Here is a 26,052-nt window from a genome sequence, read left to right as displayed (position 1 = left end):
ACCTCCCGGTCGACCGCCAGGGGGCGAATCGTGGGGTATCCGGGTGGGGTTGAGCAGGGGATCTGGCAGCGATGTCGGGGGGTCGCGGAGTCGATACCGATTCCGGAACCGTTCGGCATACCGGCGCTGACCGAGGCGCTCTCCGTGCGGCGCGGCAGACCCATCGAACTGATGCCGCTCTCCGGTCCGGAGCACTCGCCGTGCGGCGTGCTGATCACCACCGACCGGGCGGACTACATCGGTTATCCGGCCGACACCACGGCACTGCACCAGCAGCACATCGTGCTGCACGAGATCGGCCACCTCCTCTGCGGGCACACCGGCGGCCCCGGGGCCGGCCCGGCCGTGCCGCCCGCGCTGACGACGCTGCTGCCGGAGGACCTGGTGCGCCGGGTGCTCGGCCGGTCCGGCTACACGCAGCGGATGGAGCAGGAGGCGGAGCTCGTCGCCTCCCTCGCGTTACAACGCGCGCTGCACCGGCCGCGCTCCACCGCCGTCGGCCAACTCGCCGACCAGGTCGTCCGGTTACGGAACGTGTTCGGCCGGCCGCTGCGGCCCGGCGCGGCCCGCCGTGGGTGACCAGCTGGCCAACGCCGCCGGCTACTTCGCCGGTGCGGTCGCGCTGCTGGGCACGGTCGGGAAGATCCTGATGGACCGGGGACGCCGGTCCGATCCGGCGCTCCACTACGGCTACGCCTGCGGGGCGCTGATCGGCGCGGGGATGGCGGTGAGTGCCCCCGCCACCGGCCGGGCGCTGGCCACCCTGCTCCCCGACCCGAGCCACCTCACCCTGGTGGCCGACCAGTTGAAGGTCGCGGCCGCCGGCGCGCTGGCCATGATGGCGTACTCCACCCGGCCGGCTGCGACGGCGCGACGCGCGGTGCGGCGGCAGACCGCCCTCACGGCCGTCACCGTCCTGCTCGGCGTCGCCCTCTTCCTCGCCGCCTCGCCCGTCAGACACGGCGCCGAGGTCAGGGCCGACGCCGCGGGCCGACCGGTCCTGGCGGCGTACGTCACCTTGTTCGCCCTCCACACCGCGTGGTGCCTGGCGGTCTTCGGCTTCCTGATCGGGCGCTGCGCGCGGTGCCTGCCGCGCGGAGTCCTCCGGCTGGGCCTGCGCCTGATGGCACTGAGCGCGCTGGCCGGCCTGCTGTGGACCGCGGACACCCTGCACGACCTGGCGAACATCCTCGCCACGGGCCACGAGAACGGCGCGGAGAGCAGGGTGTCCGGGCTGGCGGGCGCCGTCTGCGTGACGCTCGGCTTCGCGGGTGCGACCGCGTCCGGCTGGGCGGACTGGGCCGGACGCGTCCGGGCCTGGCACGATCACCGCAGGCTCGGACCGCTCTGGTCGGCGCTGCGGACCGCACTACCGGCGATCGAACTCGCTGCCCAGGCCCGGCTGTTCGGCGATACCGGCGGGCCGCGTCGCCGCGACATCCGGTTCGCGCTGTACCGGCGGATCATCGAGATCCGCGACGGCCAGCTCTCCCTCCGCCCCCATCTGCATCCCGAGGTGCGGCACTGGGTGGCGGAGGTCGTCGGCCCCGCCGGGGCGGAGGAGCTGGCGGCCGTGGTGGAGGCGGCCGCCATCGCGGCCGCCCTGGAGGCGGCCCGCGCCGGGCACCGCTTCGCCGGGCACCCCGGCGAGGGATGCGTACCCCACCCGGTGGCGGCGGGCATCCACGAGGAGGCGGCCTGGCTGGTCCGGGTGGCCGCCGCCTACACCGCCTCGCCCGCCGTGGCGCACGTCCGCGAGCGGGTGCGCGACGAACTGGGCCGCGCCGCGCTCCGGCACTGACGGCATGGAGCCGCCCCGCCGCCCGGCTTCTGCGGCGGGGCGGCGGGGCGACATCGGTGGGCGGGGCAGCACGGGCGGTGCCGCTCAGGAAACGGCCCGGCTCAGGAACGGGCCAGGTCAGGAACGGGCCCGCTCGGACCTGGACCTGCTCAGAGCCGGGCCAGGCCGGGCATCAGCTCGTACACCTGCTCCGCGGAGCCGGGGTCGGCCTCCAGACAGGCGAGCAGGTCGGCCTTGGCGGTGTCCGCCCGGTCGAGCCCGATCAGGCAACGGGCCCGCTGCAACCGGGCGTCCACGTCCTCGGTCGCGCCGATCACCTCGTCGAGCAGCCGGAGGGCCTCACCGTAGCGTCCGGCGTCGTGGTGGACCACGGCCAGGTTGAACCGCATGCCCGGGTCCGCCGAGAGCTCGACCGCGCGGGCCAGGTCGGCGCTCGCGCCGTCCAGGTCGCCCTCCTCGTACCGGAGTTCGCCGAGCAGGGCCCACGGCTGGGCGTACTCGGGGTCGGCGGCGAGCGCGGCCCGCCAGGCCTCGGACGCCGCCGCGAGGTCGCCCCCGGCTGCCAGCAGCTGACCCTTCAGACACAGGAGTTGCGGGCTGTCCGGAGTCGCCGCCAACCCGGTCCCGACCTCGCCCAGGGCGCGTTCGTGCTCGCCCGCCTCGAAGAGCAGGGAGGCCCGGTTGAGCCGGGCGTCGGCGAACGCCGGGTCGAGCTCCAGTACGTAGCCGAAGTCCGCCGCGGCCGCCTCGGTCTCGCCGAGCTCGACCAGCACGTCGGCCCGGTTGAAGTACGCCTCCGGGAAGGGCGGCGACAGCCGGATGGCGCGGTCGTAGTCGGCCAGCGCCTGCTCCGGACTGCCGAGGTCGCGCCAGAGCATGCCCCGGTCGAAGTAGTACTCGGCGTAGTTGGGGTCGCACTCGATCACCGCCGAGTAGTCGGCGACGGCGTCGGTGTGGCGGCCCAGGCCCGCGTACACCTGCGCGCGGTTGTAGCGCAGCACGGAGCGGTGCAGCGCGTGCTCGTGCTCCTCCAGGGTCTCGTCGAGCCGGGCGATGCAGGCGTCCAGCAGCTCCAACGCGGCTTCCAGGTGGCCCTGGTGGACCTCGATCAGCGCGAGGCCGTTGCGGTTGAACACAACCCGCGCCTCCCGCTCCTTGGGCTCGGGGTGCCACTTCGCGAAGGCGATCGCCTGGTTGACCCAGCTCCGGGCCAGCTGGTGGTCACGCCGGTCGGCGCCGAAGTGCCGGGTGTGGAGCATGGCCGTGGCGTACGCGGCCTGCATGTGGACCTCGGGCGAGGAGCTGAGCGCCCGGGCCTCGTCGTACAGCGGCAGCGCCTGCTCGGCGAGGCCGAGCGCGGCGAAGGAGGTGGTCATCTTGGTGGTGAAGGCCCACCAGTGGGTGGGGTGGCTCTCGTGGGTGACCAGCCGCCGGCCGCGCTCGCCGAGGTCCAGGACGGCGTGGTAGTAGCCGAGGTCCATGCAGTGGTCGAGGGCGTGGCGCAGCGTGTCCGCCCCGACGCCGGACGGGTCGCTGCCGTGCTCCGCGTGCCAGGCGATGGCGCCGAGCCGCAGCGAGGACTCCCCGGCCGTCTCCAGCTCGGCCCGTCGCAGGTCGTGCAGCCGGGCGCGCTCGGTGGGCGGCAGGCCCAGGTAGGCGGCGAGCTCGCCCGGGTCGTCGCCCACGCCGTCCCCGTCGATGTGCCGGCGGCCGAGCAGGGCGGCCGACGGCGTCCCGGCCAGGCCTTCACCCGCCGAACCCGCCGAACCCGCCGAACCCGCCGAACCCGCCGACCGACCCTCGGCCGGTGTGCCGCCCTCTCCCGCCGGGGCGATCACCGTGCAGTACGCGGCCAGCGCGGTCGGCAGGTCCTCGCTGCCGAGGCCGGCCGGGCTCGCGGGCGGCTCGGCGTCGGTGGTGACCACCACGGTGAGCAGCGCCGGATCGATGCGCCGCAGCAGGACGGCGAGGAACTCGGCGTCCGTGGGGTCGGCCGCGTGGGCGTCGTCGACGATCAGCGTGCGCGGGGCGGAGCCGGCCGCGCGCAGGTACGCCTCCAGGAACTCGACCAGGCCGTGGGCGATCCGCAGGGTGCGCAGCGCCGAGTAGAAGCGGGTGCGCTCCTTCGGCACCGCCAGCGAGGTCAGCGTCTCCCGGGTGGCCGGCACCAGATCGCGCAACTCCGGTGTGGTGGAAAGGATCTCGATGTCGTGCCCGGTGACGGCCTCGGGGCAGCGGGCGAGCGCGTCCGGGACGATCGCCCGCAGGATCGAGCCGACGGCGGTGTAGGGCCCCCGTAGCCGGCGGTTGGCGTTCACCAGGGCGAGCACGGGCGGCAGGTCGAGCCGCTCGCGGGCGCCGGCGCGGGCGGGACGCCCGGCGGCGCGGACCCAGTAGTGGCGGTGCTCGGCCATGACAAAGCTGCCTTTCGCGCGGCGGTGCAGGGGGGAGGGGTCGGTTCGGGCGTCGGGCCGGGGCGGCGGGCCGCTCACGGGCGGGGGCGGGCGTCAGGCCGAGGCGGCGGCGCGCCGCTCACGGGCGGCGAGCACGAGGACGGCCACCGTCTGCGCGGCGCTGAGCAGCATGAGGGCGAGCGAGTCGAGCCGGCCGGCGAGCGAGGCCTGGCCGGTCAACCGCAGCCACATGTCGTGCAGCAGCCGGTAGGCCGTCGGTACGACGACCCCGGCGAACATCGTGAGCGTGAACACGTAGCCCACCAGCATCAGCCAGGCGTACCAACGCGCGACCCTGCGGTCGACCGGGTGGTGGACGGACAGGTCCAGCGGCGGCCGGCCGGTGCCGCGCCGAAGGGCGTTGCGCAACACGTCGGTCGCGGCGGCGTGCAGGTTCACGCAGCCCAGGACGGTGCTGAGCAGGACGTACAGGTCGGTCCGCAGGTAGAAGAACCCCTGCCAGGCGAGGCGCAGCACGGTGGCGTAGGCCATCGCGAGGCAGATCGACGCGACGACGGAACTGGCGTCGCGGGTCAGGTCGGCGACGAGGGTGAGGACGGCGATCGCCAGGGTGTCGGCCAGCATGCCGGCCATGATGGGCAGGTAGCGCTTCCGGCGCTCCACGCCGACCAGCCCGTCGAGGGAGGTCTCCAGCACCAGGTAGACGAGCCGGCGGCCGACGGAGAGCCGCGAGCGCAGGCCGAGCCGACGGCCGGCCAGCGCGTGGAAGGCCTCGTGCAGGGCGAGCAGCGGCACCTGGCCGACGAACAGCATCAGCACGACGAGGGTGTAGGACGAGCTGAAGAAGATGTGGTCGACGCGCGGGACCAGCCGGGGCACCCGGATCATCTCGGCGACGGCGAGGGCCGTCACGAGTGCGTAGCCGAGGAAGGCCGGTCGGCTGAACACCAGCCGGCCCAGCCGCTGCCAGCGCACCGGGGTGTCACCGCCCGCCGGTCCGTCCGGTCGCGCCGGTTCCCCGGCGGAGCGGACGAGGTCGAGGTCGACGAGGGCCTCGACCAGGTCGGCGATGTCGACGCTCTCGCCGTGTACGGCCTCGTAGCGTTCGGCGGCCTCGCGGGGCGTGCGGCCGTCGGCCAGCATCCGGACCAGTTCGGCGCCGTCGGCCGGGAAGACGGCGTAGGTGTCGGTCTCCGGGCTGCCGATGGTGACTTCGTCGGCCTCCTGCAGATAGACGAGGCGACGCAGTGGCACCGCACGGTCCAGGTCGACGCCCGGGGCGGCGGAGCCGCTGTCCGTGGAGGAGTGCACGGATCCTCCTGCGGGAGGTAGGCGGAGGGGCGAGGTGGAGCGGTGCCGGCCGGCACGTACGTCCGGCCGGCACCGTGTGCCCCCTTGCCCGGGGGACGGATCAGTTCTGCACGGCGCAGGACCACGGCAGGTACAGCGCACGGGCCGCGCTGGTGAGGCGAACCGGGCCGGCCTTGCGGACGACGATCTTCTTCATGGCACACACCTCCTTCGGTGACTGGCTATCAACAACGCCATAAGCTGAAATGGATGACTATTGATCAGTCATCCACACCAGCTTGGCGACGGGCCAAGAGTGGTGAAGTTGTGCCGACCGTGTCAAGAGGCCGGACTCCACCGGCCGGAACGGGAAAGGGGCCGCCGGACGGCCCGCCCACCGGCCCCGCAGGCCACCTCCGACCCGCCCGCCGCCGCTGGCCACCCGGCGTGACCGGGGCCGCCCGGCCGGCTCGCCGGACGCCCCGGAGCGCAATGCGCCGGGGCGCACGACGGCGCATCGAGCGTGTACACCACACTGTTGCCAAGAGATGACTGAATCGTGTCCCAAACAGCGCCGTGCCGACCGCGATTGACTCGCCGACCTGCGAGTTCGGCGTACAGCCCTGGCAACGCCGGCTCCTCGCGGAGATGTCACACCAGCCTCGTGAATCCCTCCAGCACCACATCGCTCCCGTCGCGAGAAATTCGGCCAAATTCCTCCTCCGACAGGTCTACGATCTCCCAACGTCGGAGCGGATCAAGACGGTTGGTGAGGACCAGGAGATGACATGGGTCTGCTCGGCGGCGACCAGCCCTTCGCCCGGACACTCACCGCCCACGATCTCGAAGCCCTGGTCTCGCTCGGGGCCGAGCGGACGTTCCAACCGGAGCAGCACCTGCTCTCCGAGGGCGACCGGTCCACGCACGTCCTGCTGGTCCTGGCCGGCTGGTCCATGGTCTTCACGGCCATCGACCGGGGGGCCACCCGGCTCGTGCTCGGCCTGCGCGGACCAGGTGAACTCATCGGCGAGCTGGCCGCGTTGGACCAGCGACCGCGCAGTGCGACGGTACAGGCGCTCGGGCCCGTCAAGACCCTGGTGATCCCCGGCGACAGCTTCCGCCGGTTCCTGGCCGAAAGCCCCCGGGTCGGCAGCCAGGTGATGACCCAACTGGCCTCCCGGCTCCGGGATTCGGACCGCGAACGATCCGCGCTCGCCTCGCTCACCGTGGTCCAGCGGCTCGCCCGCCGCCTGGTGGAGCTCTCCGGCACCGACGCCACCTCCCGGCCGGGCCGGGACGGCGCCGCCGCGGTCGTCCAGCTCGCCCAGGAGGACCTCGCCGCGACCGTCGGCGCCACCCGCGAGGCGGTGGCCAAGGCCCTCAGACTCCTGCGCGACCAGGGCCTGGTGCGCACCGGCACCCGGAAGGTCGAGATCCTCGCCCCCGCCCCGCTGCTGCTGCTCGCGCGGGGACCGGCCGACCAGCCGCCGGAGGCGCGACGGCGCACATGAGGCGCGGCCGGGCGTCACCGCACGGCGCATGTAAACGGTCACAGACAACCCGGCGCACGGCAGGCAATTCTGACGGTGTGGCAGAGACAACCATGGGGGTGGACGTGGACGACCAGGCAGTCGACGCGGTGTACGAGCTGGTCGTGGGCGTGGACGTCCGGCGGTCCGGGTCCTACGACGACCAGGGCAAGACCCGGATGCGCCGGCAGCTCTACGCCGTCCTCGACCGGGCTTTCGCCCGGGCCGGGGTGCCGGCCCGGCTCGTCCACCGCGAGGACCGCGGCGACGGCATCCTGGCGGCCATCGCCTCGACCGTCCCGCCGGCCCGGATCATCGGCGTCTGGGTGGCCGAGGTGCACGAGCAGCTGCGCCAGGACAACCGCGAGCTGCGGATGCCGCTCGGGCTCCGGATCGGCCTGCACGTCGGCCCCGTCACCCACGACGCCCAGGGGATCAGCGGCCACGCCGTCGACCTCGCCTGCCGGCTCACCGACTCGGACGCCGCGCGCCGGCTGCTCGAACGCGACCGGGCCGATCTGGTGGTGGTCGTCTCCGACTCCCTGTACCGGGAGGTCGTCTGCCACGGCGGCCGCTTCGTCGACCCCGAGCACTACGCTCCGGCGCGACTACGGCTCAAGGACGGCGGGGTGCACGCCTGGCTCCGGCTGCCGGGCAGGCCACGGCCCGTCCCGGTGCCCGAGAGCGGCGGCACGTCCGCCGAGGGGCCGCCCGCCGACGAGCCGACCACAGGGGAGCCGGCTCGCGGCGGGACGGCCGACGGCGGCACGGCGGGCACACCGGACCGGGCGGCCGGGAGCGCCCAGCGCCGGACCGGGCCCCGCTCCGGGCCTGCCGCGGGCCCGGTGAACGAGGGCGCGGAGCCGGCCGCCACCGGTCTGCCCCACGGCACCACCGTCGCCGGGGACTTCTCGGTGCACCGCGACAACACGTACCAGGCGCCGGTCCACATCGGCCGCACCACCGAGGGAGACCGCCGTGGCTGAGCCCGCCGGCACCACCGAGGCACCCGCCGAGCGCAGGGCGGAGGAGCCGCGCGACCGCGCCGACCGGCGGCCGGAGCCCCGCCCGGAGCCCCGCCCGGAGCCCCGGGCCGGCGGGCCCGAGAACCGCGGGCACCACGACCGCGGCCGCGAGCCGGCCGACCGGGACCGCCGCGGCGAGCACCGCCCCGGGCGGGACCGCGCCGACCGGGAGCGCGCCGACCGGGAGCGCGCCGAGCCGGACCGCCCCGGGCGGAACCGCGGGCCGGAGCCGCCGGCCGGCGACGAGCCGGTGCGCACCGGGGACGATCCGCCCCGCGCCGAGGCGGACCGGGAGGAGCCGGGACGCCCCGAACAGGACGGCGAGGAGCAGGAGCGCTCCGAACGCGAGCGCGCCGCCAGCCGCTTCCGCGAGCGCAGCCGCGACCGCCTCCTGGACGAGCAGGAGGACGAGGGCGGCGCCGCCACCGGCATGGCCGCCACCTCCCGCGCCCACCGCTCGGCCCGGTCCTCCTACCAGGTCGGCGGCGACCACAACCTCTTCGACCGCTCGGTGTTCCACCGCGCCCACATCGGCGACGTCCACCTGCGCCTGGACGGCCGGCAGGCGGTCGGCGCGGTCAGCGGGCCGGTGCCGGAGGCGGAGCTGCGCCGGGTCCGCCGGATCTACCGCGAGCCGGAGGGGTACGTGGGCCTCCAGCGGGCGCTGCGCCGCCAGCGCGTGCTGGTGCTCGCCGCCGCCCCGGGCACCGGCCGGACGTGCACCGCGCTGGCGCTGCTCGACGAACTGACCCAGGCGGGCTCCGCCCGGCCCGCGGCCGGGGCGGAGCCCGGCGGGGCGGCCGGCGAGAAGCCGCCCGCCCGGGTCTCCCGGATCGCGCCGGACACCCGGGTGCCCCGGCTGACCACCGTGGTCGCCGAGGGCGAGCACCGCGACCGCGGCTACCTGCTCGAACTCCCGTCCGGCGGCGGCCGTACGGTGCTGCCGCCCGACGAGTTCGAACTCGACGCGCTCGGCGCCGCCCTCGTCGCCCGGGACTCCTTCGCGGTACTGGTGGTCGCCGCCGGCCCCACCGCCGCCCCGCTGCTCGCCGGGCGGTACGGCCTGATCTGCCCGCCGGCGCCCACTGAGGAACTGCTCCGGGCCCGGTTGGCCGAGCGCCTCGCGGCGGAGCCCGCCGAGGCGGGCGGCGAGCACCCCGACGCGGAGTCCGACGCCAAGTCCGACGCCGAGCCCTCGACAGGGTCCGACGAGTCCTACGGGGAGCCATTCCGGACCGACCCCGACGCGTTCGGGCGCGCCGAGGAGCTGGTCGACGACCCGGAGGTGCGCGCCGCCGTCGGCCTGGAGGACCTCCGCCCCGCCGAGGCCGAGTTGCTCGCCGACCTGGTCTCCGCCCACGTGCTCGGCCGGCTCACCCGCCAGGACCTGCTGGACGGCTGCGCCAGCCTCGCCCCGCAGCAGGCCCAGCAGTGGTTCGCGGGCGCCGACCGCGAGATCGCCGACACCGCCGAGGACAACGGCCGCTCGGCCGCCACCGTGCTGCACCCGACCGCGTCCCGGATCGCCCTCGCCGTCCTGAACGGCTCGGCACACAGCACCGTCGCGGAGGCCTCGCACCTGCTCACCTGGGAGTTCGCGGTCGCCCGCGACCCGGCCAACGCGCCCGCCCGGCCACTGTTCTGCGACGACCCGGCCTCCGACCTCGCCTTCCTGCGGGCCGAGTTGACCGACGGCGAGGTGGAGACGGCCGGTGTCGGCGCGCCCGCCCGGATCGTCCGCTACCGGGGTGCCGCCCTGCCCGCCGCCGTCCTCGCCGAGGTCTGGGACCGCCACCACCCGGCCCGCGAACCGGTGATCCGCTGGATGCGGCTGCTCGCCGACGACCCACGCCCCGAGGTCTGGGTCCGGGCTGCGCTGGCCTCGGGCGAGCTGTGCTCCCGGGACTTCGCCACCGGCTACGAGAAGCTGGTCCGCCCGATGGCCACCGCCCCGGCCACCCAGCGCCGTGCCTTCGCGGCCACCGTCCTCGACCAGACCGCCCGGCACGAGAGCCACCGGCCCGCCGTCCGGGCCCTGGTCCGGGACTGGACCCGGTCCGACTCGGTGCGGCTGCGCTGGACCGCCGCGATGGCCCTCGGCTTCGGCCACATCGCCCCGGTGGAGGAGGCGCTGGACCGGCTGGCCCGGATCGGCACCGACGAGCACGACGACCAGGCGCCGCTCGTCTCGCACAGCGCCGTCCGGCTGCTGTCCGGCCCCGACGACCGGGCAGTCCTGCGCCGGATCGCCGACTGGACGGCCGACCGTCGCGTGCCGCACCAGGACCTGGGGCTGCTCACCATCGTCCGGCTGGCGGTGACCACGGTCGGCGAGGTCTGGGACGGCGAGGCCTCGCCGGACCTCGCGGACCACCTGGACTGGCCGCTGCCGCTGGCTCTCGCCGTGACCCGGCCGGACCGGGTCCGCGCGCTGGCCGACCTGATGTGGACGGCGCTGCGCACCCCACGCTCCCACACGGCCGCCACGGACTGCCTGGAGTACTGGCTGCGTGGGGCCGTCCCCGAGGAGGACGGCGGCCTGGAGGACGGGCCGAACGCCCGGCGGGGCCTGGCCGCGCTGCTGCCGTCGCTGCTCGGCGGGGACCGCGAACGACAGCTCCTGGACTGGTTGTTGCGCCGGATGATGAAGGATCCCGACGCCCCGCTGGACAAGGCGGCGGCCCGCCGCCTCTGGCACCTCGCCACCGAAGGCCGGCCCGCACCCGAGGCCCGGCCCGCACCCGGCGGCCGTCCGGACCGGAGCCGCACCGCCCCCGACCCGAACCGCACGGACCGGCCTCGCACGGAGCGGTCCCGAACAGAGCGGTCCCGCACGGACGAACAGCGCACGAGCTGGCAGCGCACGGACCGGCAGCGCAGGGACACCGAGGAGGACGAACGATGACGGACGACCCGAAGGCGGGCCGGAAGTCCCCCGGCCGGCGCGACGCCTCCTCGGCGCACCCGGCAGGCCCGCTGCTCAAGGAGTACCCGCGCCCGGAGGGCGGCCTCCCGCAGCCCGGTGCCGGCGTCGCCCAGGTGCTCTTCTACCGCAACGGCGGCCACAGCATCGTCACCGCTCGGGGCAGCGAGCACGTCGGACGCCCCTGGATGGCCCGCCCGGTGACGGTCTGCGAGGTGGCGCGGGGCACCCACATGACCCGGGTGACGCTGCAGGTCCCGGCTGCGGGCGGCACCGCGTTCTTCGAGGTCGAGGCCGACGTCCAGTGGACGGTCACCGACTACCTCAAGGTGGTGGACGAGCAGGTCACCAACGTCGCCGTCCGGCTGCGGGCCCCGCTCACCGAGCGCCTGCGCGGGGTCTGCGCGGGCTACCCGATCACCGCCGCTACCGAGGCCGACCGCGCCGTCAAGTCCGCCTGCCGCAACGGCCAGTGGGACGACCTGGGCTACGACCTCGGCCTGCGGGCCGAGTTGTACATCCGCTTCACGGTGGACCGCAAGGCGATCGCGCAGGCCGAGCAGGTCCGGGACGACGACCACCGGGGGACGATGGCCGAGCGGGAGCACGCGCACGACCTGGCCGGCGAACACCACAGCGGCGAACTGCTCCAGCTGCGGATGCAGAAGTTCCGGGTGATGCTCGAAGGCGGCGAGTGGGGCCAGATCTGCTTCATGCTCGCCGACAACCCGGCCGAGGCCCGGGCCTTCATGGAGCTGCTGCGCCAGGAGGCCCGCCAGGACCGGCGCGAACTCCTCGACCACACCCTGGACCTGGTCGAGAAGGGGGTGATCCAGTCCGCGGAGCTGGAGAGCCAGGTCCGGGAGCTGCTGGGCACCGGGGCGTACCGGGTGGAGGGCAGCTTCGGCCGACCGCCGGTGCGGCCCGCACCGCCACGCGGCGAGCTGCCGCCCGGCCGGCACCACGACGACGGCCCGCACGACCGCTGGGACGAGCACCGGGACGACCGCGCGGGCCGCACGGACCGCACGGACCGCCGGCACGATCGCGACGGCGGCCGAACCGACGACCGGAAGGACGACCGGAACGACGACCGGTGGGGCGACCGCTGGGACGAGCACCGGGACGACCGCCCGAACCGCCGGCACGATCGCAACGGTGGCCGGGAGGACGACCGGAACGACGACCGGTGGGACGAGCGCCGCAGCAGCCGGGACGACCGGTCGGACCGGAGCAACGACAACCGGAGCGAGCGCCGTGCGGAGCAGCGCGAGAACCTGTGGCCCGAGCCGGACGACCGCCGACCCGACCGGACGGACCGCCCGGGCGGCCAACGCCCTTACACGCCATCCTGGTTGGAGACCGACCCGGCTCCGCCGAAGCAGCCCGCCGCCGACACCCGGCTTCGACGCCGGCCCAGCGAGGCCTTCGACGACTGGGAACCCGTCCCGGCCCGCGACGCCCCCGCCCACGCCCCCGACGACACCCGCAACGACGACCGCGACGACGACCGGCCCTGGTCGCCGAACGGCGGGTGGTGAGCCGTGCCCGATCCCCGCACCACCACCGTGCCCCCGATACCGCCCCCCGCCGCCACCACGTCTCCGTCTCAGTCTCCGTCTCAGTCTCCGTCCCCGACCACATCCCCGCCCACATCCCCGCAGGCACCCGCCCCCGACGAGGCCCGCTTCGTCGCGGACCGCCTGCTGGCCGCCGTCCGCGAGGACATAGGCCGGGCCGACACCAAGGCCTCGATCCTGCTCACCGCCGCCCTCGGCCTGCCGGCCCTGCTGCTCGGCCGCAGCTGGCCGGACGGCCGGCCCGCCGACCTCGCCGCCGTCCTGCTCGCCCTCGGCGGCACGTTCTGGGCGACCGGAGCCGTGGCGCTGGTCCGGGCGATCCTGCCCCGCACCGGCACCCAGCGCGATCACGAGGGCGTCACCTACTTCGGTGACCTGCTGCCGGCCGAGGGCCGGACGGCGCTGGCCGACCGGGTCGCGGCGGCGGGCCGCGACCCCGTCGACTGGCTGCTCGTCCAGGCCGTCGACGTCAGCACCATCCTCGCCGCCAAGTACCGCTGGATCCGCTGGGGCGTCGGCTGCCTCGCGCCCGGCGCCGCCCTCACCACCGCCGGGCTGCTGCTCGCCTGAACGCACCCTCCTGCCCCCACCTGCCGATTCCCCGGCCGGCCACGCCGGTCGGCCGGGAGCACGCACCCTGATCCAGAGGAGATGACGGTGCACCACCTGTCCCTCGGGCCCTCCCGCAGGCGCGCCACGGCCGCCGCGGCCCGGCCCCGGCGGCCACGCCACTGCCTCGGTCGCGCCGCGGCCGTCGTCGCGGCGGCGGCCCTGCTGACCACGGGCCTGCCCGCCGGTCCGGCCGCCGCCGACGATCCCGCGCCCGCGGCCGCGCCCGGCACACCGTCGGCGTCCATCGGCCCGGTCAACTACGCCGTCGCCGTCGACGAGTCCGGCAGCCTCAAGCCCGCCGACCTCGAACGCGAGCGCGCCGCGGCCGTCCGGATCGCCCTCGGCGAGGTGCACCCCGCCTCGACGGTGGGCGTGTTCGGCTTCGCCAGCGCGGACAACGCGGGCCAGCACCCGGTGGACGAGGTCTGCCCGCCGACCGTCCTCGACGCCACGGGCCGCGACCGGATCGGCACCTGCATCGCCAAGCTGCACAGCCGCGCCCCCGACGAGGGCCAGGGCACCGACTTCCCGAACGCCGTCCTCCAGGGCGTCGGCCGGCTCGGTGACGGCACCGACCCGGCCGTCCCCCGGGTCCTGTTCATCCTCACGGACGGCAAGCTGGACGTCAGCGACAGCCCCGCGTACGGGGATCCGGCGCACCGGGCCGCCGCCGGCGAGGAGGCGCTGACCAGGGCACTGGCCGCCGCCAAGGCCGCCGGCATCCAGATCTGGCCGCTCGGCTTCGGCGCGGACATCGACCGGGCCGCCCTGGACCGGATGGCGGCCGGCGGCTTCCAGGAGGGCTGCGTCAGCCTGCCCGGCGCCAAGCCCCGGGCCTCGGTGGTGCAGGACTCGGGCGCCGTCGGCACCGCGCTGGAGGCCGCCTTCGCCGCCGCCCACTGCTTGCGTACCGAGCCCGGCAAGACCGGCCACCCGCCGGCCGACCTGCCGGTGCGGATCTCCCCGCTCGCCACCGTCGGCAGCATCGTGGTCGACAAGGGCGACCCGCAGGTCACGGCGACGTACTTCGACCCCTCCGGGAAGCAGATCACCGGGCCCGAGTCCGACCCCGACTCGACGTTCGAGTTCTCCGGCCGCAACCAGAGCGTCGAATCGCTGCGCATCACCGACCCGGTGCCGGGCGACTGGCGGGTCCACCTGGACGCCCCCGAGGGGCACCGGGACCAGCTGGCCAGCGTCAGCGTGCTCTGGCGCGGCGCCCTGAACAGCTCGATCACGCTCACCCCGCCGTCGCCGCGGGCCGGCGAGAAGGCCGTGGTGACGCTCAAGCTACAGACCCGCAAGGGCCTGGCGATCACCGACCAGCAGGACCTCAAGGACCTCGGCGTCACCGCCGTCCTGGCGGGCGAGGGCTTCCCGTCCGTCCCGGTCCCGCTGGCCGACGACGGCGCCGTCCCGGACGCGAAGGGCGGCGATGCCACGTTCACCGGCACCGTCACCGTCCCGGCCGGCGCCACCGGCCGGATCACCGCCTCCGGCACCCTGACCGCCGCCGGCCTCGCCGCCGACGAGAACCGCCCGGCCGCCTCGGTGGTCTCCCCGGCGGTGCCACTGGTCACCGCGTCGTTCTCGCTGGACGGCGGCGCCGGCGCCCACCCCGGGGACGGCGTCGGGGGCACCCTGACCCTGCGCAACGACGACGCGGTGCCGCACACCCTGCGCCCGGCCGTCACCGACCTCGCCGCCGGCCTGCTGACGGTGTCCCCGGGCTCGGTCACGCTGGCGCCCAAGGAGTCGCGCACGGTCGACGTCACCCTGACGGTGGGCAGCGCCAAGGCGTTCGGCCGGCTGCTCGGCGACGACGGCGTGACGGTGGGGGGCAAGGTCACCGTCGTCGACACCTCCGACCGGGACCGGGTGCTGGTCGACAGCCCGCTCTCCCTCACCGTCACCCCGCCGCCGACCTTCCTGGAGAAGTGGTGGTGGGCCCTGGCGCTGGGCGGCGCCGTCGTGGTGCTGGCCGTGCTCGGCCTGCTGGTCCGTCGCCGGATCACCCGCGACCGCAGCACCCCGGCCGGGCTGGAGCTGCTCCTGTTCGACGACAGCGGGCGCGAGATCGGGAAGCACACCGCGTCCGCCGGCTCCCACGGCTGGTACGAGTTCGAGGTGAGCGGCGTCGGCGGGCCGCACCCGCGCATCGTCCGCCGGCCCGGCGGCACGTACCGGGTGCAGCGCAGCCAGGACGGCGGCGCGGTGCTGGAGATCCGCCGCCGGTCGCCCTCGCGACTGAGCGCGGACAACCCCGTCCCGCTCGCCGACGGCCTGAGCCTCGGGCTCGGCGCGGGCCGCCGCACCGGGCCGACCCCGCCGCCACCACGGTCCGACGAACGGCCGTTCGCGTCGGGACCGTCCACGCCGTCCTCCGAATACCTCTGACCGGGGCGCCCGCCCCATCCACGCCCGCCCCACCCACGCCAACCCCGACCCACCCCACACCCCGAACCGGCCGCACCGCGCGGCCGGATGGAGGCGGAACACATGAAGATCTTCCAGCCGATGCTCTTCGTCGGCCTGGGCGGCACCGGCGGCCTGGTCGGCGCCGAGCTGGACCGGCGGCTGCGCGCCGAACTCTGCGGGCCGGACGGCACGGCACTGACCGGCCTCGGCGCCATGGCCCCCTACCAGCTGCCGGACTGCCTGCAGTTCGTCTACGCCGACTTCAGCGAAACCGACCTGTCGAGGCTGCCGCACGCCTCCGCCGCCCCGGCGCTGCGTCCCGTCTTCAGCCGCACCTCGCGCTCCACCCACGACCTGCTGCCGAACTTCGACAGTTCGCCCGACGTCACCAAGATGCTGCGGGCCAGCCTGCCCGACGAGACGGCCGCCTGGCTGCCGCCCCGCAACAACGAGCCGCGGGTCGTACCGCTGAAGAACGGCGCCGGCCAGTTGCCCACCGTCGGCCGCGCGGGACTGTTCGGCACCCTCCGCGGCGGGCTGGACCCGGTCCTGGAACCGCTGATGCAGGCCATCGACGCGCTCGCCCGCTCCGGCGGGGTGCTCAGCCAGCTCGGCGGCGGCCCGGTCTCCGGCTGCGACGTCTTCGTGGCGTTCTCCGTCGCGGGCGGCACCGGCGCCGGGATCTTCCTGGACTACCTGTACCTGATCAACCACGCCTTCCGGGAGAAGGGCTTCGACGGCGTCAAGATCTACCCGCTGGTGGTGATGCCCTCCGCGTTCCCGGCGGCGAGCGGCGGCGGCCGGGAGGCGGAACTCAACTCGGCCCGCGCCCTGGTCGACCTCTTCCGCCTGGTCGACGAGCAGAACGCTCCGGTGGAGGGAGCCGAACTCGGCGACCTGGACGAGGACCTGACGCTGCGCGTGCGCTACCCGCACACCGCCCCGATCCGGCTGCGCACCGGCATCCTGCCGACGGCCTTCCTGTTCAACCGCACCGCCGGCATCCGGCCGGACGACCTGCGCCGCTCGATGGTGTCGCTGGTGATGTCGCTGATCGGCACCGAGCTCGGTGACGGCCGCACCGCCCGCACCCGGGCCGACGACGACTACCAGACCTTCGCCGCGAGCTTCATCAACCGCGGGACGCAGCGCGCCGCCACCGCGCCGTCCGGCATCGGCCGCCGCGGCGTCTCCACCAGCCTGGTCGCCTCGATGACCGCACCGGTGGACGAGCTGGCCTCGCTCGTCTCCGGCCGCATCCTGCGCGCCTCCGTCCAGCAGCTCGACGACCGCACGCACCGCCCGGGCCACTCCGCCGAGGAGCTGGTGAAGCAGATGTTCACCGACTCCGGCCTGGAGGAGCTCCTGCTGCGGCCCGCCCTGGAGATCCAGCCGCCGTCTCCCGAGCCGCGCGGCAGCTCGGCCATCGAGGCCGGGCTGGCCGCCCGGCTCGGCGACATGCAGTCCGAACTCGCCAACCTGGCCCGGCAGGTGGCGGTCCGGACGGCCGAGATGGCCAAGGACTTCGCGCCCCGCAGGGCGGTGGACCGGCTGCTGGCGAAGGTCGACCCGTTCACCGTGCAGCGGATCGTGCGGGGCGTGCCGCAGGACGCCAACGACCTCGCCCGCCTCGGCTTCCTCGGCCTGCTCGACCAGCGCACCCACACGCCCCCGCTGCCGCCGGGCACCCGGGAGCAGCCGCCGTCCGCGCCGAGGATCCGGCGCCGCATGGGCGGGCTCGCCCAGCCGCGCTGGGGCGACGACGAGGTCCAGGCCGTGCTGCGGGCCCAGGACGCCTGGTACCGCTGGCGCAGCCGGCAGCTGTGGCACGAGGGCTGGAAGAGCCAGCAGCAGCGCTGGGAGCCGACCGCCCGCGCGCTGGAGGCCGAGGTCGGCCGGCTCGCCACGGCCTTCCGCAACCACGCCAGGGACGAGCCGAGGGCGTTCGCCGAGCAGTCCCAGACGCTCTACGAGGACCGCACCGGCGTCTCCTACCTGCTGCCGCCGCAGCGCGACCTCAAGCACTTCTACGACGACCTGGTGACCCGCCTCACCGCGCGCGAGGGCCTGCCCGAGACCGAGGACGAGGCGGCGCTGCTGATGCGCCTCGTCGGCGGCGAGGAGTGGCGCTCCGCCAACGCGCTGAGCCGGCGCAACCCCGGCAACGCGGTCGGCGAGGTGAAGACCGCCGTGGAGGCGGGCGTCAAGCGGCTCTTCGCGGAGAGCGGGGAGCAGCTGGAGGAGCGCCCGCTGCTGCCCGCCATGGGGGTGCTGCTGGCCGCGGCGGCCGGGAGCACGGAGGACGCCGAGCAGGTCAGCAAGGAGGCGCTGGAGCAGTTCGGCCGCAAGCTGGCCGGGCTGCTGCCGGCCGGGTTCGTGCCCGAGGGCACCGGCCCGCTCAAGGCCCTGGTGACGTACCCGCGGGTGAAGTCCGCGGACGAGGTGGAGGACTTCCTGCGCAAGGCGCTGCGGCTGCCGAAGGACGCCCGGGCGGAGTTCCGCGGCGTCGAGACGCAGTCGATCACGGTCGTGCTGTTCCGCAGCGAGATGAGCCTCACCCAGGTGCCCGAGGCCCGCAAGATGCTGCGCCAGTGGGCCAAGGCGAAGGAGAACGAGCAGAGCGACGACGTCCTGCGCTGGCGCCAGCGGCTCGGCCACCGCGACGACTGGCTGGTCTCCACCGAGGCCGACCGCCGGCTCATCCTGCACCGGCTGCTGAGCCTGCTCTGGAACGGACAGGTGGACGTGCTGGAGGGGCCGGAGGACTCCCCGCACCTGATCCGGCTGCGGCTGTTCCGCGAGCGCGGCCTGGACGTGCCGGGCGTGCGGCTGCGGCTCGGCGAGCAGCAGAAAGGGGTCTCCAGCTGGGCCGAGCTGCTGCGCGCCTACGAGCGCTGGACGGTGCTGGACGACGAACGGACGGTCGAGGACTACTGCAGCCGGCTGATGGCGGCCCGCCCGGTGGGGCTGACCCGCTCCGCCAGCCGGCCGGACCCGCTGTTCGTCCGGCTGGTCGAGCAGATCGCCCCGGAGCAGCTTCGGATGCTCCGGTCCCGCCGGGAGATCGGCGGGGAACGGGTCGACGGCTGGTTCCGCCCGCTCTGGCAGTTCTGGGCGGACACCCTGCCGGCCGCGCTGAAGCTGGAGTTCGGCGACCAGCGGGCCGTCCAGCCGAACCTGGAGACGCTGCTGGACGTCATCCAGCGCGGGGAGCTGTCCCCGCGCGCCGTCGAGGACACCGACGAGGAGGCGTACGGCACCCGCGTCCCGCCGGTGCGGGAGGAGGACGACTTCGGCACCGCCCGACCGGCCGACCGACCCGACGGCCGGGGCCGCGACCGCACCCGGGAGCCTGCCCCGAAGCGCACCGGCGGCGAGCGGGACTCGTACGACTACGACGACCGCTACGGCACCGCCGGTGGGGAGCGGGACTCGTACGACGACCGGGCCGGGGCGGCGTACGACGACCGGTCCGACCGGTCCGGGGCGGCGTACGACGACGACTGGACGAAGCCCTCCCACCGGACGGCGGACCGGCGGGAGGAGCCCGCCCCGGGCACCGGGTCCACGGGACGCGCCGGCCGGGACACCGACCGGGACACCGAGTGGGACACCGACCGCAGCACCGACCGGTCCTCCGCCCGGGGCGAACCCCCGCGGGAGGGTCCCGACGAGCCGCGCTCCTCCTCGTGGTGGGACGAGCCGGGCGAGCCGGGCACGGAGCGCCGGGGCGGTGAGCCCGCTTGAGCACTCCCCTGTCGCAGTCCGCGCCGGTCGTCCACCTCGATCTGCGCACCGCCGAACTCGCCGGCGAGGACCCCGCCGTGCTGCGGGCGGCCGTCTCGGCCCGGCTCGCGGCGCAGGGCCTGGCCCAACCGCACGACCAGCGCTTCCTGGTGGTCGACACCCCCGCCGGGCTGGACGAGCACCGCACCCGGTTCGAGCAGATCATGGGCTACCGCACGCCCGGCCGGGTCCGGGTGCTCTGCCTGCTGGTCGGCGGGCTCCCGGCCCGCTCCGACGAGGACCTCCCGGCGGAGCGCCGGCTGGTGCGCCCCGCCACCCTGCGCGCTCCCGAGGCGGGCCTGCTCTGGGCCGGCGACCTCCAGGCCGGTCACGGCGCCGCCGACCAGGCCGGGCACGCCGACCCGCAGGCCCTGGCCGTCCTGGTCGACGTCCTCGCGATGCCCGAACTGTTCGACGAGACACTGGAGTTGATCGGGTCCCTGCCCGACGGCGTGGCCGCCCCGGCCCTGCGCGTCCTGGAGCACGGCCTCTCCCCCGAGGTCCGCGGCCAGGCCTGGAACGAAGCACTGCTCCGCTTCGCCGGCTCGCACACCTCCGGTCCGACCGTCCTGACCGGCGCCACCCTGCCCACCACCCTCGCCGGTCTGGTCGCCGGTTCCACCACCGGCACCCCGGGACGGCCGGTCGACGGCGGCGAGACCTCCCGGGTACGCCACGAGGTCGTCGACGCGCTGTCGGACGCCGAGGCCGAACTGGTCACCCTCGGCAGCCCCGCCGGGCTCGTCAACGGGGCCGGCCGCCGTGAGCTGGAGTCCGCGCTCGACCGGGCGCGGTCGGCGCTCGACCGCTACGGCAGTCTGATCGGCAAGGTGCTGCGCAGCGACGGCGGCACCGTCGGCGCACAGTCCGGGGCCGAGTCCGCGACCAGGCTCGCCCGGCTGGGCGTCGCCGTGGATCCCGCCACCACCAGTGGTGAGCAGATCGGCGAGAGCCTGCGCAGCCTCGCCCTCGGGCTGCTGCGCGACGGCCTGTCGCTGCGCTCGGTGGAGCAGCAGTTGTCGCTGCTCGCCGAGCAGGTGCAGCCGCTCTCCAACGCCCCGCGGATCGCCGAACTGGACCGGCTGCGGGAGTCCGCGCCACCCGACCGTCCGCTGCCGCCCGACCCGCCCGGCTCCGGCGTACTGGCCCTGACGGGGCTGGCCGGCGCGCTCGGCGGGGTCTGGACCTGGCCGGCGCTGCCGGCCGCGCTCACCGTCCCGGTGCTGCTCGTGCTCGGCATGCTGCGGGCCGTCACCCGGCTGCCCGGCGGCCCGGGCCGGGCCTCCGACGCCGGCCGGTTCGGCATGGCGGCCCTCCTCGGGGCCGCGGCGGCGGCCGCGGCCGCCGGCGCGGCCGGACTGCCGGTCTGGGCGGGCGCGCTCGGCCTGCCGGCCGGGCTCGGGCTCGGGGGCTGGCTGCTGCTGCGCACCTGGCACGACCACGCCCAGCGCTGGGGCCTGGAACGCGGTGTGACACCGCTGCAGGACGGACTGAACGGCCTGGACGAGCTCCTCGCCCGCGCCCTGCGCGAGTTCTGGGCCGTCGAGGAGCGCCGGTACTGCGCCGACGCGGCGCTGTCGGTGGTCGGGGTGCTCCGCGCCTCGGTCACCGCCGCCGAGGAGGAGGCCACCCGCGACCTCGGGGCCGACCCGCCCCAGGCCATGGCGGAGAGCGACGACGACTGGCTCGGCCGCACCGCCGACGACGAGCCCGGGGACGCGTCCACCCCGTACGGGCGGGGCGACCACAACCAGTACGACGAACCGGACGAGCCGGACGAGTACGACTGGACCAGCGTCCCCTCCGGAGGCGACACCGGGCGGCGGGAGGAGGCCCGGACGGCCGCCCCCTTCCGCCCCGCAGGGCCCCTGCCCGGCACCGCCGCCGCGGGCCCGCGCTGGCTGGAGCGCGGGGAGGCCAAGGGCGGCCCCGACCTGGTACCGACCCTGGCCGGTGACCTCACGGACGCCACACTGACCGCCCTGGAGCCCTACTGGGGCGCGGTCGAGCGCGGCCACGCCGGCGACGCCGCCCAGGAGCGGATCGCCGAGCGGGTGCGCGAGCTGCTCGCGGTGGCCCGTGACCATCTGCGGCGCAACGACGTCCTGCCCGCCCCGCCGTTCGCCGCGCCGCACCGGGCCCGCAGCGGCCCGGCCGGGCTGCTCGGCATCGACATCCGCCGGGCCGCCGACGCGGCCGGCCCCGACCAGGACGGCCAGGGCCTGCTGCAGCTGAACTCGGCCGAGCAGTTGGACCTGCTCAGCCGCAACCCCGACGCCGTCGCCCTGATCCGGTTCGCCCCGGAGGCCACCCAGGACGGCTCCGGCGCGCACCGGACGTCGCCCGGCCGCCCCGAGGTCCGGGACGTCCGGACGGCGGCCGGCCGCTACGCCGGGCAACTGCGGCTCACCGCGCTGCGGGCCGGCGTCGTCGAGACCGTCCGGCAGCGGCAGGTCTCGCTGCCCGAGGAGGAGGAGCAGTGGTGAGCACCACCGGGCCCGTCCGGCCGCGCAGCCCCGGCGACCCCGGCCGCCCCAAGGACGTCGACCTGCCCTACCTGACGCCCGCCGGGCGACGCCTGCTCGCCACCGCGCGGTTCGGCCCCGACCCGGCCGGGCCGGTGGTCCGCGCCGCCCCCCTGATGCGGAACACGCTGCTCGACGGCACGGTCAAGTGCGTGCAGGTCCGGGCGGCGGCCTCCCCCGGGACGGGGGTCACGGACGCCGCCCGCGACGCGCTGGACACCGAGGCGGCGACCGCCCTGCGGCTGCACCGCACGTTCGCGGACAGCGAGTTCGCCCGGCTCTTCCCCGTGGTGATCGGCTACGACCTGGACGTCGCCGAGCCGTTCGTGCTCTACCGGCCGCCGCGCGGCACCCCGGCCGAACGGCTGCACGGCCTCGCCGTCACCCAGCTGCGCACCGTCGAACGGGACCTCGTCGACGCCACCGCCCTGCTGGCCGAACTCGGCCTCGTCCACCACGGCATCACCCCCGCCGGTGTCCGCTGGGACGGCCGGGCCGTCCAGCTGTGGGGCCTGGACGCGGTGGCCCACACGGGACGGCCGCGCACCCCGCGCGGCCCCGCGCCGTACGCCTCGCCGGAGGTACGCGGCGGCACCGGGCACAACGACCCGCGGGACGCCCTGTGGAGCGCCGCCCAGGTGATGTACCGCCTGGTCACCGGGCGGCCCGGCGACCCGGACCGGGAGCCCGCCGACCTCGCGGACCACCGCTCGCTCGCCCACACCATGCGGTCCTCCTTCGCCCCCCGCGCCGCCGACCGGCCCACCCCGGCCGCGCTCCTCGGCCTGCTCGCGCCCGACCGGCGCCCGGACGCGGGCCGCACCGCCGGCGGCGGCGACGGCGACGGCCTCGGCCGGCACCGCGCCGAGTTCGACCGGGCCGTCGCCCTCAAGCACCCCGGCGACACCGGGCTGCCCGGGTACGCCGCGTTCCCCGGGTACGGCGCCCCGGCGGACGCCGACCAGAACGCGACGGCCGGCCCGGACGGTGCGCCGTACGGGTCCCCGGCCGCCGACCCCGGCGGCGTGCTCTGCCCCTACTGCCTGGAACCCATCCGGTTCGACCCGAACGCCCTCTACGCACCCGACGCCGTCCAGGACCTCCAGCCCTACCGGTTCTCCGACCAGCAGAACCCGCGGGTCCTCGCCGACGAGCTGCGCGGCGCCTTCCAGCTCTGCGAGGGCGGTCCGACGACGAGGCCGCACCACATCCCCGTCCCCTACCTGACCAACGGGCGTCCGCTGACCGTCGCCATGATCGGCCAGTCGAACACCGGGAAGAGCCACCTGCTGACCCAGATGATCGCCGAGATCGCCGACGACCGGCTGAAGCCCTACGGCGTCAGCTGGCAGTCCGTCAACCCGGAGCAGCACGCCAGCTTCCTCAACGACCGCGTGGTGCCGCTGCGCGACGGCAACGTGATCGCCCACACCGCCGGGCTCGGCGCCAACGAGTCCGCCCGCTTCGTGGAGTCCCTGCTGATCACCGACGCCCGCGGCCGGGTCCGCCCGCTGGCCTTCTTCGACCTCGCCGGCGAGGACCTCCTGCGCACCGACGCGCTGCTGCGGTTCCTCCTCGGCATCGACGCCCTGGTCTTCGTCGTCGACCCCACCCTCGCCATGCCGCTGCCGCAGCTCGACGAGATCCGCACCGCGCTCGGCCTGCACGTCAACCGGGACGGGGACCCGGCGTTCGCCACCGCCCTGGACCGCATCCCCCGCAACGGCCCGTACCTCACCGTCCCCTCGGCCGTCGTGGTCGCCAAGGCCGACCTGCTGCGCTCCGAGCCCCCCGTGGACCGGTGGCTGACCGAGCCGGGCCACCCACCGCTGAGCCGCCGACAGCTCTTCGAGGAGAGCCGCGACGTGTACGCGCTGCTGCACCGCCACGCCGGGAAGGCCTGGCTGCGCCCCTTCGACACCGCCCTGCACTGCACCCTGCACATCTCCTCCGCCACCGGCGGGCGGCAGGAGGACAGCCGCTACCCGCGCGGTGTCCGGGCGCAGCGGGTGCTGGAGCCGCTGATCTCACTGCTCGCCATGCACGGCATCATCGAGCTGGCCGACGGCCACGCCCCCGGGGAGGTGACCGGATGAGCGCCCCCGGCACCGCCGTCCCGGACAGCACCGTCGACCAGATCGTGTTCCGCTGGCAGGGCAATCTGGGGCGGCGCGGCTCTGGCATCGCCGCCGCCGCGTGGTCCTGCCCGCCGGAACGCGCCGACGAGCTCGCCCGCGAGCTCGCCCCGCTGCTCAGGGTGGACGGCGCGCTGCGCCCCAGCCTGGTCCGGACGGTCACCAAGCGCGGCGAGGCGGCGGTCATCCGGCGGTGGCCGACCGCCGACCCGGGCGGGCGACCCAACACCGCCTGCCACCTGCTGCTCGGCCCCCAGGAGGTGCTCGGCGCCCGGCTCTCCCTGGCGCTGCGCGACTGGTCGTTCGGCACGAAGCGGTTCGCCGAGGAGGCCACCGACCGCTGCCCGCCCGTCTCCCGGGCCCTGTTGCGGGACAGTGCCGAACAGACCTGGGCCGACACCCCGGCCCGGATCGCCGGGGTGACCGACGCGCTCACCGTCGCCACCGCGGCCCTGCTGCGCCGTCCGAGGCATCGGCTCTCCCTGCGCAGCGACGCCCTGCCGGGCTGGCCCGAACGGAACCCGTCCGCCGCGGTGATCAGCGGCCTGCACGAGATCTTCGGCCACACCTGGCTCCAGCAGCCGTGGACCTTCGCGACCTACGACGTGACGGACCGCCACGACCTGCTGGTCACCTGGGTCGCCGACTGGGCGACCGACTCCGGGCAGCAGCAGCCCCGCTCCCGGGTGGACCCGCGACGCCCCGAGGCCGACCGCGCCCACGAGCTGGCGGCCCGCCTGGTCGAACGCTGCCTGGAGACCACCGACCGCCGGGCGGCCGGTCTGCCCGAACTGACCGGCGAGCTGAGGGACGCCGCGAACTGGCCGGCCGAGGAGCGCCTACGGCGCCTCGCCCGCACCCTCGGCATCCGGGCGGCCGACCCGCGGCCCAAGCACACCCGGCCGGACCCCGACCCGGACCCCACCCCGGACCCCGACCCGTTCCCCGTGCCGGATCCCACCCCGCTCCCGGTACCGGTCCCCGCCCCGTTCCCGGTGCCGGACCCCGGCCCGTTCCCGGTGCCGGACCCCGTGCCGGATCCCACCCCGGACCTCGATGACCAGCCCGTCTACGCTCCGCCCGAACGCCTCGCCCCGCCGGCGCTGCCGCCCACCGAGAAACTGCGCCGGGCCCTGCTCCGGCCCGGTTCGACCAACGACCTGCTGCCCTACCTGCTACGGCTGGCCGACGGCATCGGCGACCGGGGCCTGCTCGACATCCTGCGCGAGGAGGACCTGCCCGACCCGGCCACCCGCCGCCTGCTGCTCGTCCTCCACCGCCGCAGCCCCCAGCGGCACCCGGAGGACGAACACCGCCTCTGCGCGGAGGTCCTGGACCAGCGGCTCTACATCTACCGCACCGACCGGGACCGGCCCGACCCGACGGCCGAGTCCACCACCGAACTCGCCCGCCGCGCCGCCTGGTTGTTCCAGTGGGCCGTCACCCCGCACGTCCGCGACCGGCGCCACGCACCCGCCCTCGACGCCCTGCTGAACGCGCTCCTCCACGAGGGCACCACGGTCGAACCCGAGCTGCTGCGCTGCCTGGTCCCGCCCCCCGGCGCCAAGACCGCACCCCCCGACCTCCCGCCCGAACTGTGGCAACGCCTCCTCCACGAACTCCCTCCCGGCACCCTCACCCCACCCACCGATCCCCCACGCCCCTCCGCCCCGCCCGACCTCCCACCACCCGACCGACGACCCGCGCCTCCGCCGGTCCCGTCCCCACCCCGCTGGACCCCGCCGACCCCACCCGACCAGCAGGCCCGCAACATCGTCATCCTCTGCACCGCCCTGGCCGCCCTGGGCGTCGTCCTGGTGGCCGCGGTCTACCTCATCCTCTGACCCACCCGCGCCGCAGCCCACGTGCCGTCGCACCACACCACTGCCGCGCGCGAGTCCACCCGCGGCAGTGGTGTCGTCGGCCTTCCTGCGCGCCCGACCGGTCGGGCGCGCAGGCGGCCCCACCGCTCCTCGGCGGCCACGCCCCGCTTGCGGCCGCCGCCGGGCGGCCT

14 protein-coding genes are annotated in these 26,052 nt (G+C 75.7%); 12 read left to right on the top strand and 2 right to left on the bottom strand.

All coding sequences use genetic code 11. The features are described 5' to 3' along the window. The first annotated feature begins 144 nt into the window (after nt 1-144). On the top strand, nt 145-579 hold the full coding sequence (locus tag OH807_RS31390; protein WP_406205674.1) for a ParH-like protein: 435 nt from the start codon (nt 145-147) through the stop codon (nt 577-579). Beyond that, complete coding sequence (locus OH807_RS31385; protein ID WP_406205671.1) at nt 572-1,801, top strand: MAB_1171c family putative transporter; 1,230 nt, start codon at nt 572-574, stop codon at nt 1,799-1,801. The genes OH807_RS31390 and OH807_RS31385 overlap by 8 nt, the downstream gene beginning before the upstream one ends. A gap of 149 nt (nt 1,802-1,950) precedes the next feature. Here OH807_RS31385 and OH807_RS31380 read toward each other — a convergent pair whose 3' ends face one another. After that, nucleotides 1,951-4,215, bottom strand: a complete 2,265-nt coding sequence (locus OH807_RS31380) for a tetratricopeptide repeat protein (RefSeq protein WP_406205669.1) — start codon at nt 4,213-4,215, stop codon at nt 1,951-1,953. Nucleotides 4,216-4,308: 93 nt separating this feature from the next. Continuing rightward, nucleotides 4,309-5,526, bottom strand: a complete 1,218-nt coding sequence (locus OH807_RS31375) for a hypothetical protein (RefSeq protein ID WP_406205666.1) — start codon at nt 5,524-5,526, stop codon at nt 4,309-4,311. Between the two features lie 767 nt (nt 5,527-6,293). On the opposite strand from OH807_RS31375, the gene OH807_RS31370 reads away from it, so the two are divergent. The 10 genes from OH807_RS31370 to OH807_RS31325 all read left to right on the top strand — a co-directional run bounded on the left by OH807_RS31370 (nt 6,294) and on the right by OH807_RS31325 (nt 25,882). After that, entirely contained in the window at nt 6,294-7,016 is a 723-nt protein-coding gene (locus OH807_RS31370) for a Crp/Fnr family transcriptional regulator (RefSeq protein ID WP_406205663.1), read from the top strand. Nucleotides 7,017-7,093: 77 nt separating this feature from the next. After that, nucleotides 7,094-8,020 carry a hypothetical protein gene (locus OH807_RS31365; protein ID WP_406205660.1) on the top strand — a complete coding sequence of 309 codons (927 nt, stop codon included), beginning with the start codon at nt 7,094-7,096 and terminating at the stop codon, nt 8,018-8,020. Further along, a complete protein-coding gene (locus tag OH807_RS31360; RefSeq protein WP_406205657.1) occupies nt 8,013-10,964 on the top strand; it encodes a hypothetical protein in 2,952 nt (983 codons plus the stop codon). The genes OH807_RS31365 and OH807_RS31360 overlap by 8 nt, the downstream gene beginning before the upstream one ends. After that, nucleotides 10,961-12,523: a hypothetical protein gene (locus OH807_RS31355; protein ID WP_406205654.1), complete on the top strand. Its 1,563-nt coding sequence runs from the start codon at nt 10,961-10,963 to the stop codon at nt 12,521-12,523. Before OH807_RS31360 ends, OH807_RS31355 begins: the two co-directional genes overlap by 4 nt. Before the next feature lie 3 nt (nt 12,524-12,526). Further along, a complete protein-coding gene (locus tag OH807_RS31350; protein WP_406205651.1) occupies nt 12,527-13,132 on the top strand; it encodes a Pycsar system effector family protein in 606 nt (201 codons plus the stop codon). Between the two features lie 87 nt (nt 13,133-13,219). After that, a complete protein-coding gene (locus tag OH807_RS31345; RefSeq protein ID WP_406205649.1) occupies nt 13,220-15,571 on the top strand; it encodes a VWA domain-containing protein in 2,352 nt (783 codons plus the stop codon). A 102-nt stretch (nt 15,572-15,673) separates the two neighbouring features. Beyond that, complete coding sequence (locus OH807_RS31340) at nt 15,674-19,339, top strand: tubulin-like doman-containing protein (protein ID WP_406205646.1); 3,666 nt, start codon at nt 15,674-15,676, stop codon at nt 19,337-19,339. Next, nucleotides 19,336-21,864, top strand: coding sequence for a hypothetical protein (locus OH807_RS31335; RefSeq protein ID WP_406205643.1), 2,529 nt, complete (start codon nt 19,336-19,338; stop codon nt 21,862-21,864). The genes OH807_RS31340 and OH807_RS31335 overlap by 4 nt, the downstream gene beginning before the upstream one ends. Next, a complete protein-coding gene (locus OH807_RS31330; RefSeq protein ID WP_406205640.1) occupies nt 21,861-23,999 on the top strand; it encodes a hypothetical protein in 2,139 nt (712 codons plus the stop codon). Before OH807_RS31335 ends, OH807_RS31330 begins: the two co-directional genes overlap by 4 nt. After that, nucleotides 23,996-25,882, top strand: a complete 1,887-nt coding sequence (locus OH807_RS31325) for a hypothetical protein (RefSeq protein ID WP_406205637.1) — start codon at nt 23,996-23,998, stop codon at nt 25,880-25,882. The genes OH807_RS31330 and OH807_RS31325 overlap by 4 nt, the downstream gene beginning before the upstream one ends. Nucleotides 25,883-26,052 lie beyond the last annotated feature (170 nt).

It is taken from the genome of Kitasatospora sp. NBC_01560, assembly GCF_045208415.1.
GTDB lineage: Bacteria > Actinomycetota > Actinomycetes > Streptomycetales > Streptomycetaceae > Kitasatospora.
This window is presented reverse-complemented; position numbering and strand designations above follow the sequence as displayed.

What these genes read in the sequence shown, in the direction of transcription:
- OH807_RS31370 (WP_406205663.1), top strand. Translation starts at nt 6,294, where the DNA reads ATGGGTCTGCTCGGCGGCGACCAGCCCTTCGCCCGGACACTCACCGCC.
- OH807_RS31325 (WP_406205637.1), top strand. Translation starts at nt 23,996, where the DNA reads ATGAGCGCCCCCGGCACCGCCGTCCCGGACAGCACCGTCGACCAGATC.
- OH807_RS31340 (WP_406205646.1), top strand. Translation starts at nt 15,674, where the DNA reads ATGAAGATCTTCCAGCCGATGCTCTTCGTCGGCCTGGGCGGCACCGGC.
- OH807_RS31355 (WP_406205654.1), top strand. Translation starts at nt 10,961, where the DNA reads ATGACGGACGACCCGAAGGCGGGCCGGAAGTCCCCCGGCCGGCGCGAC.
- OH807_RS31380 (WP_406205669.1), bottom strand. Translation starts at nt 4,215, where the DNA reads ATGGCCGAGCACCGCCACTACTGGGTCCGCGCCGCCGGGCGTCCCGCC.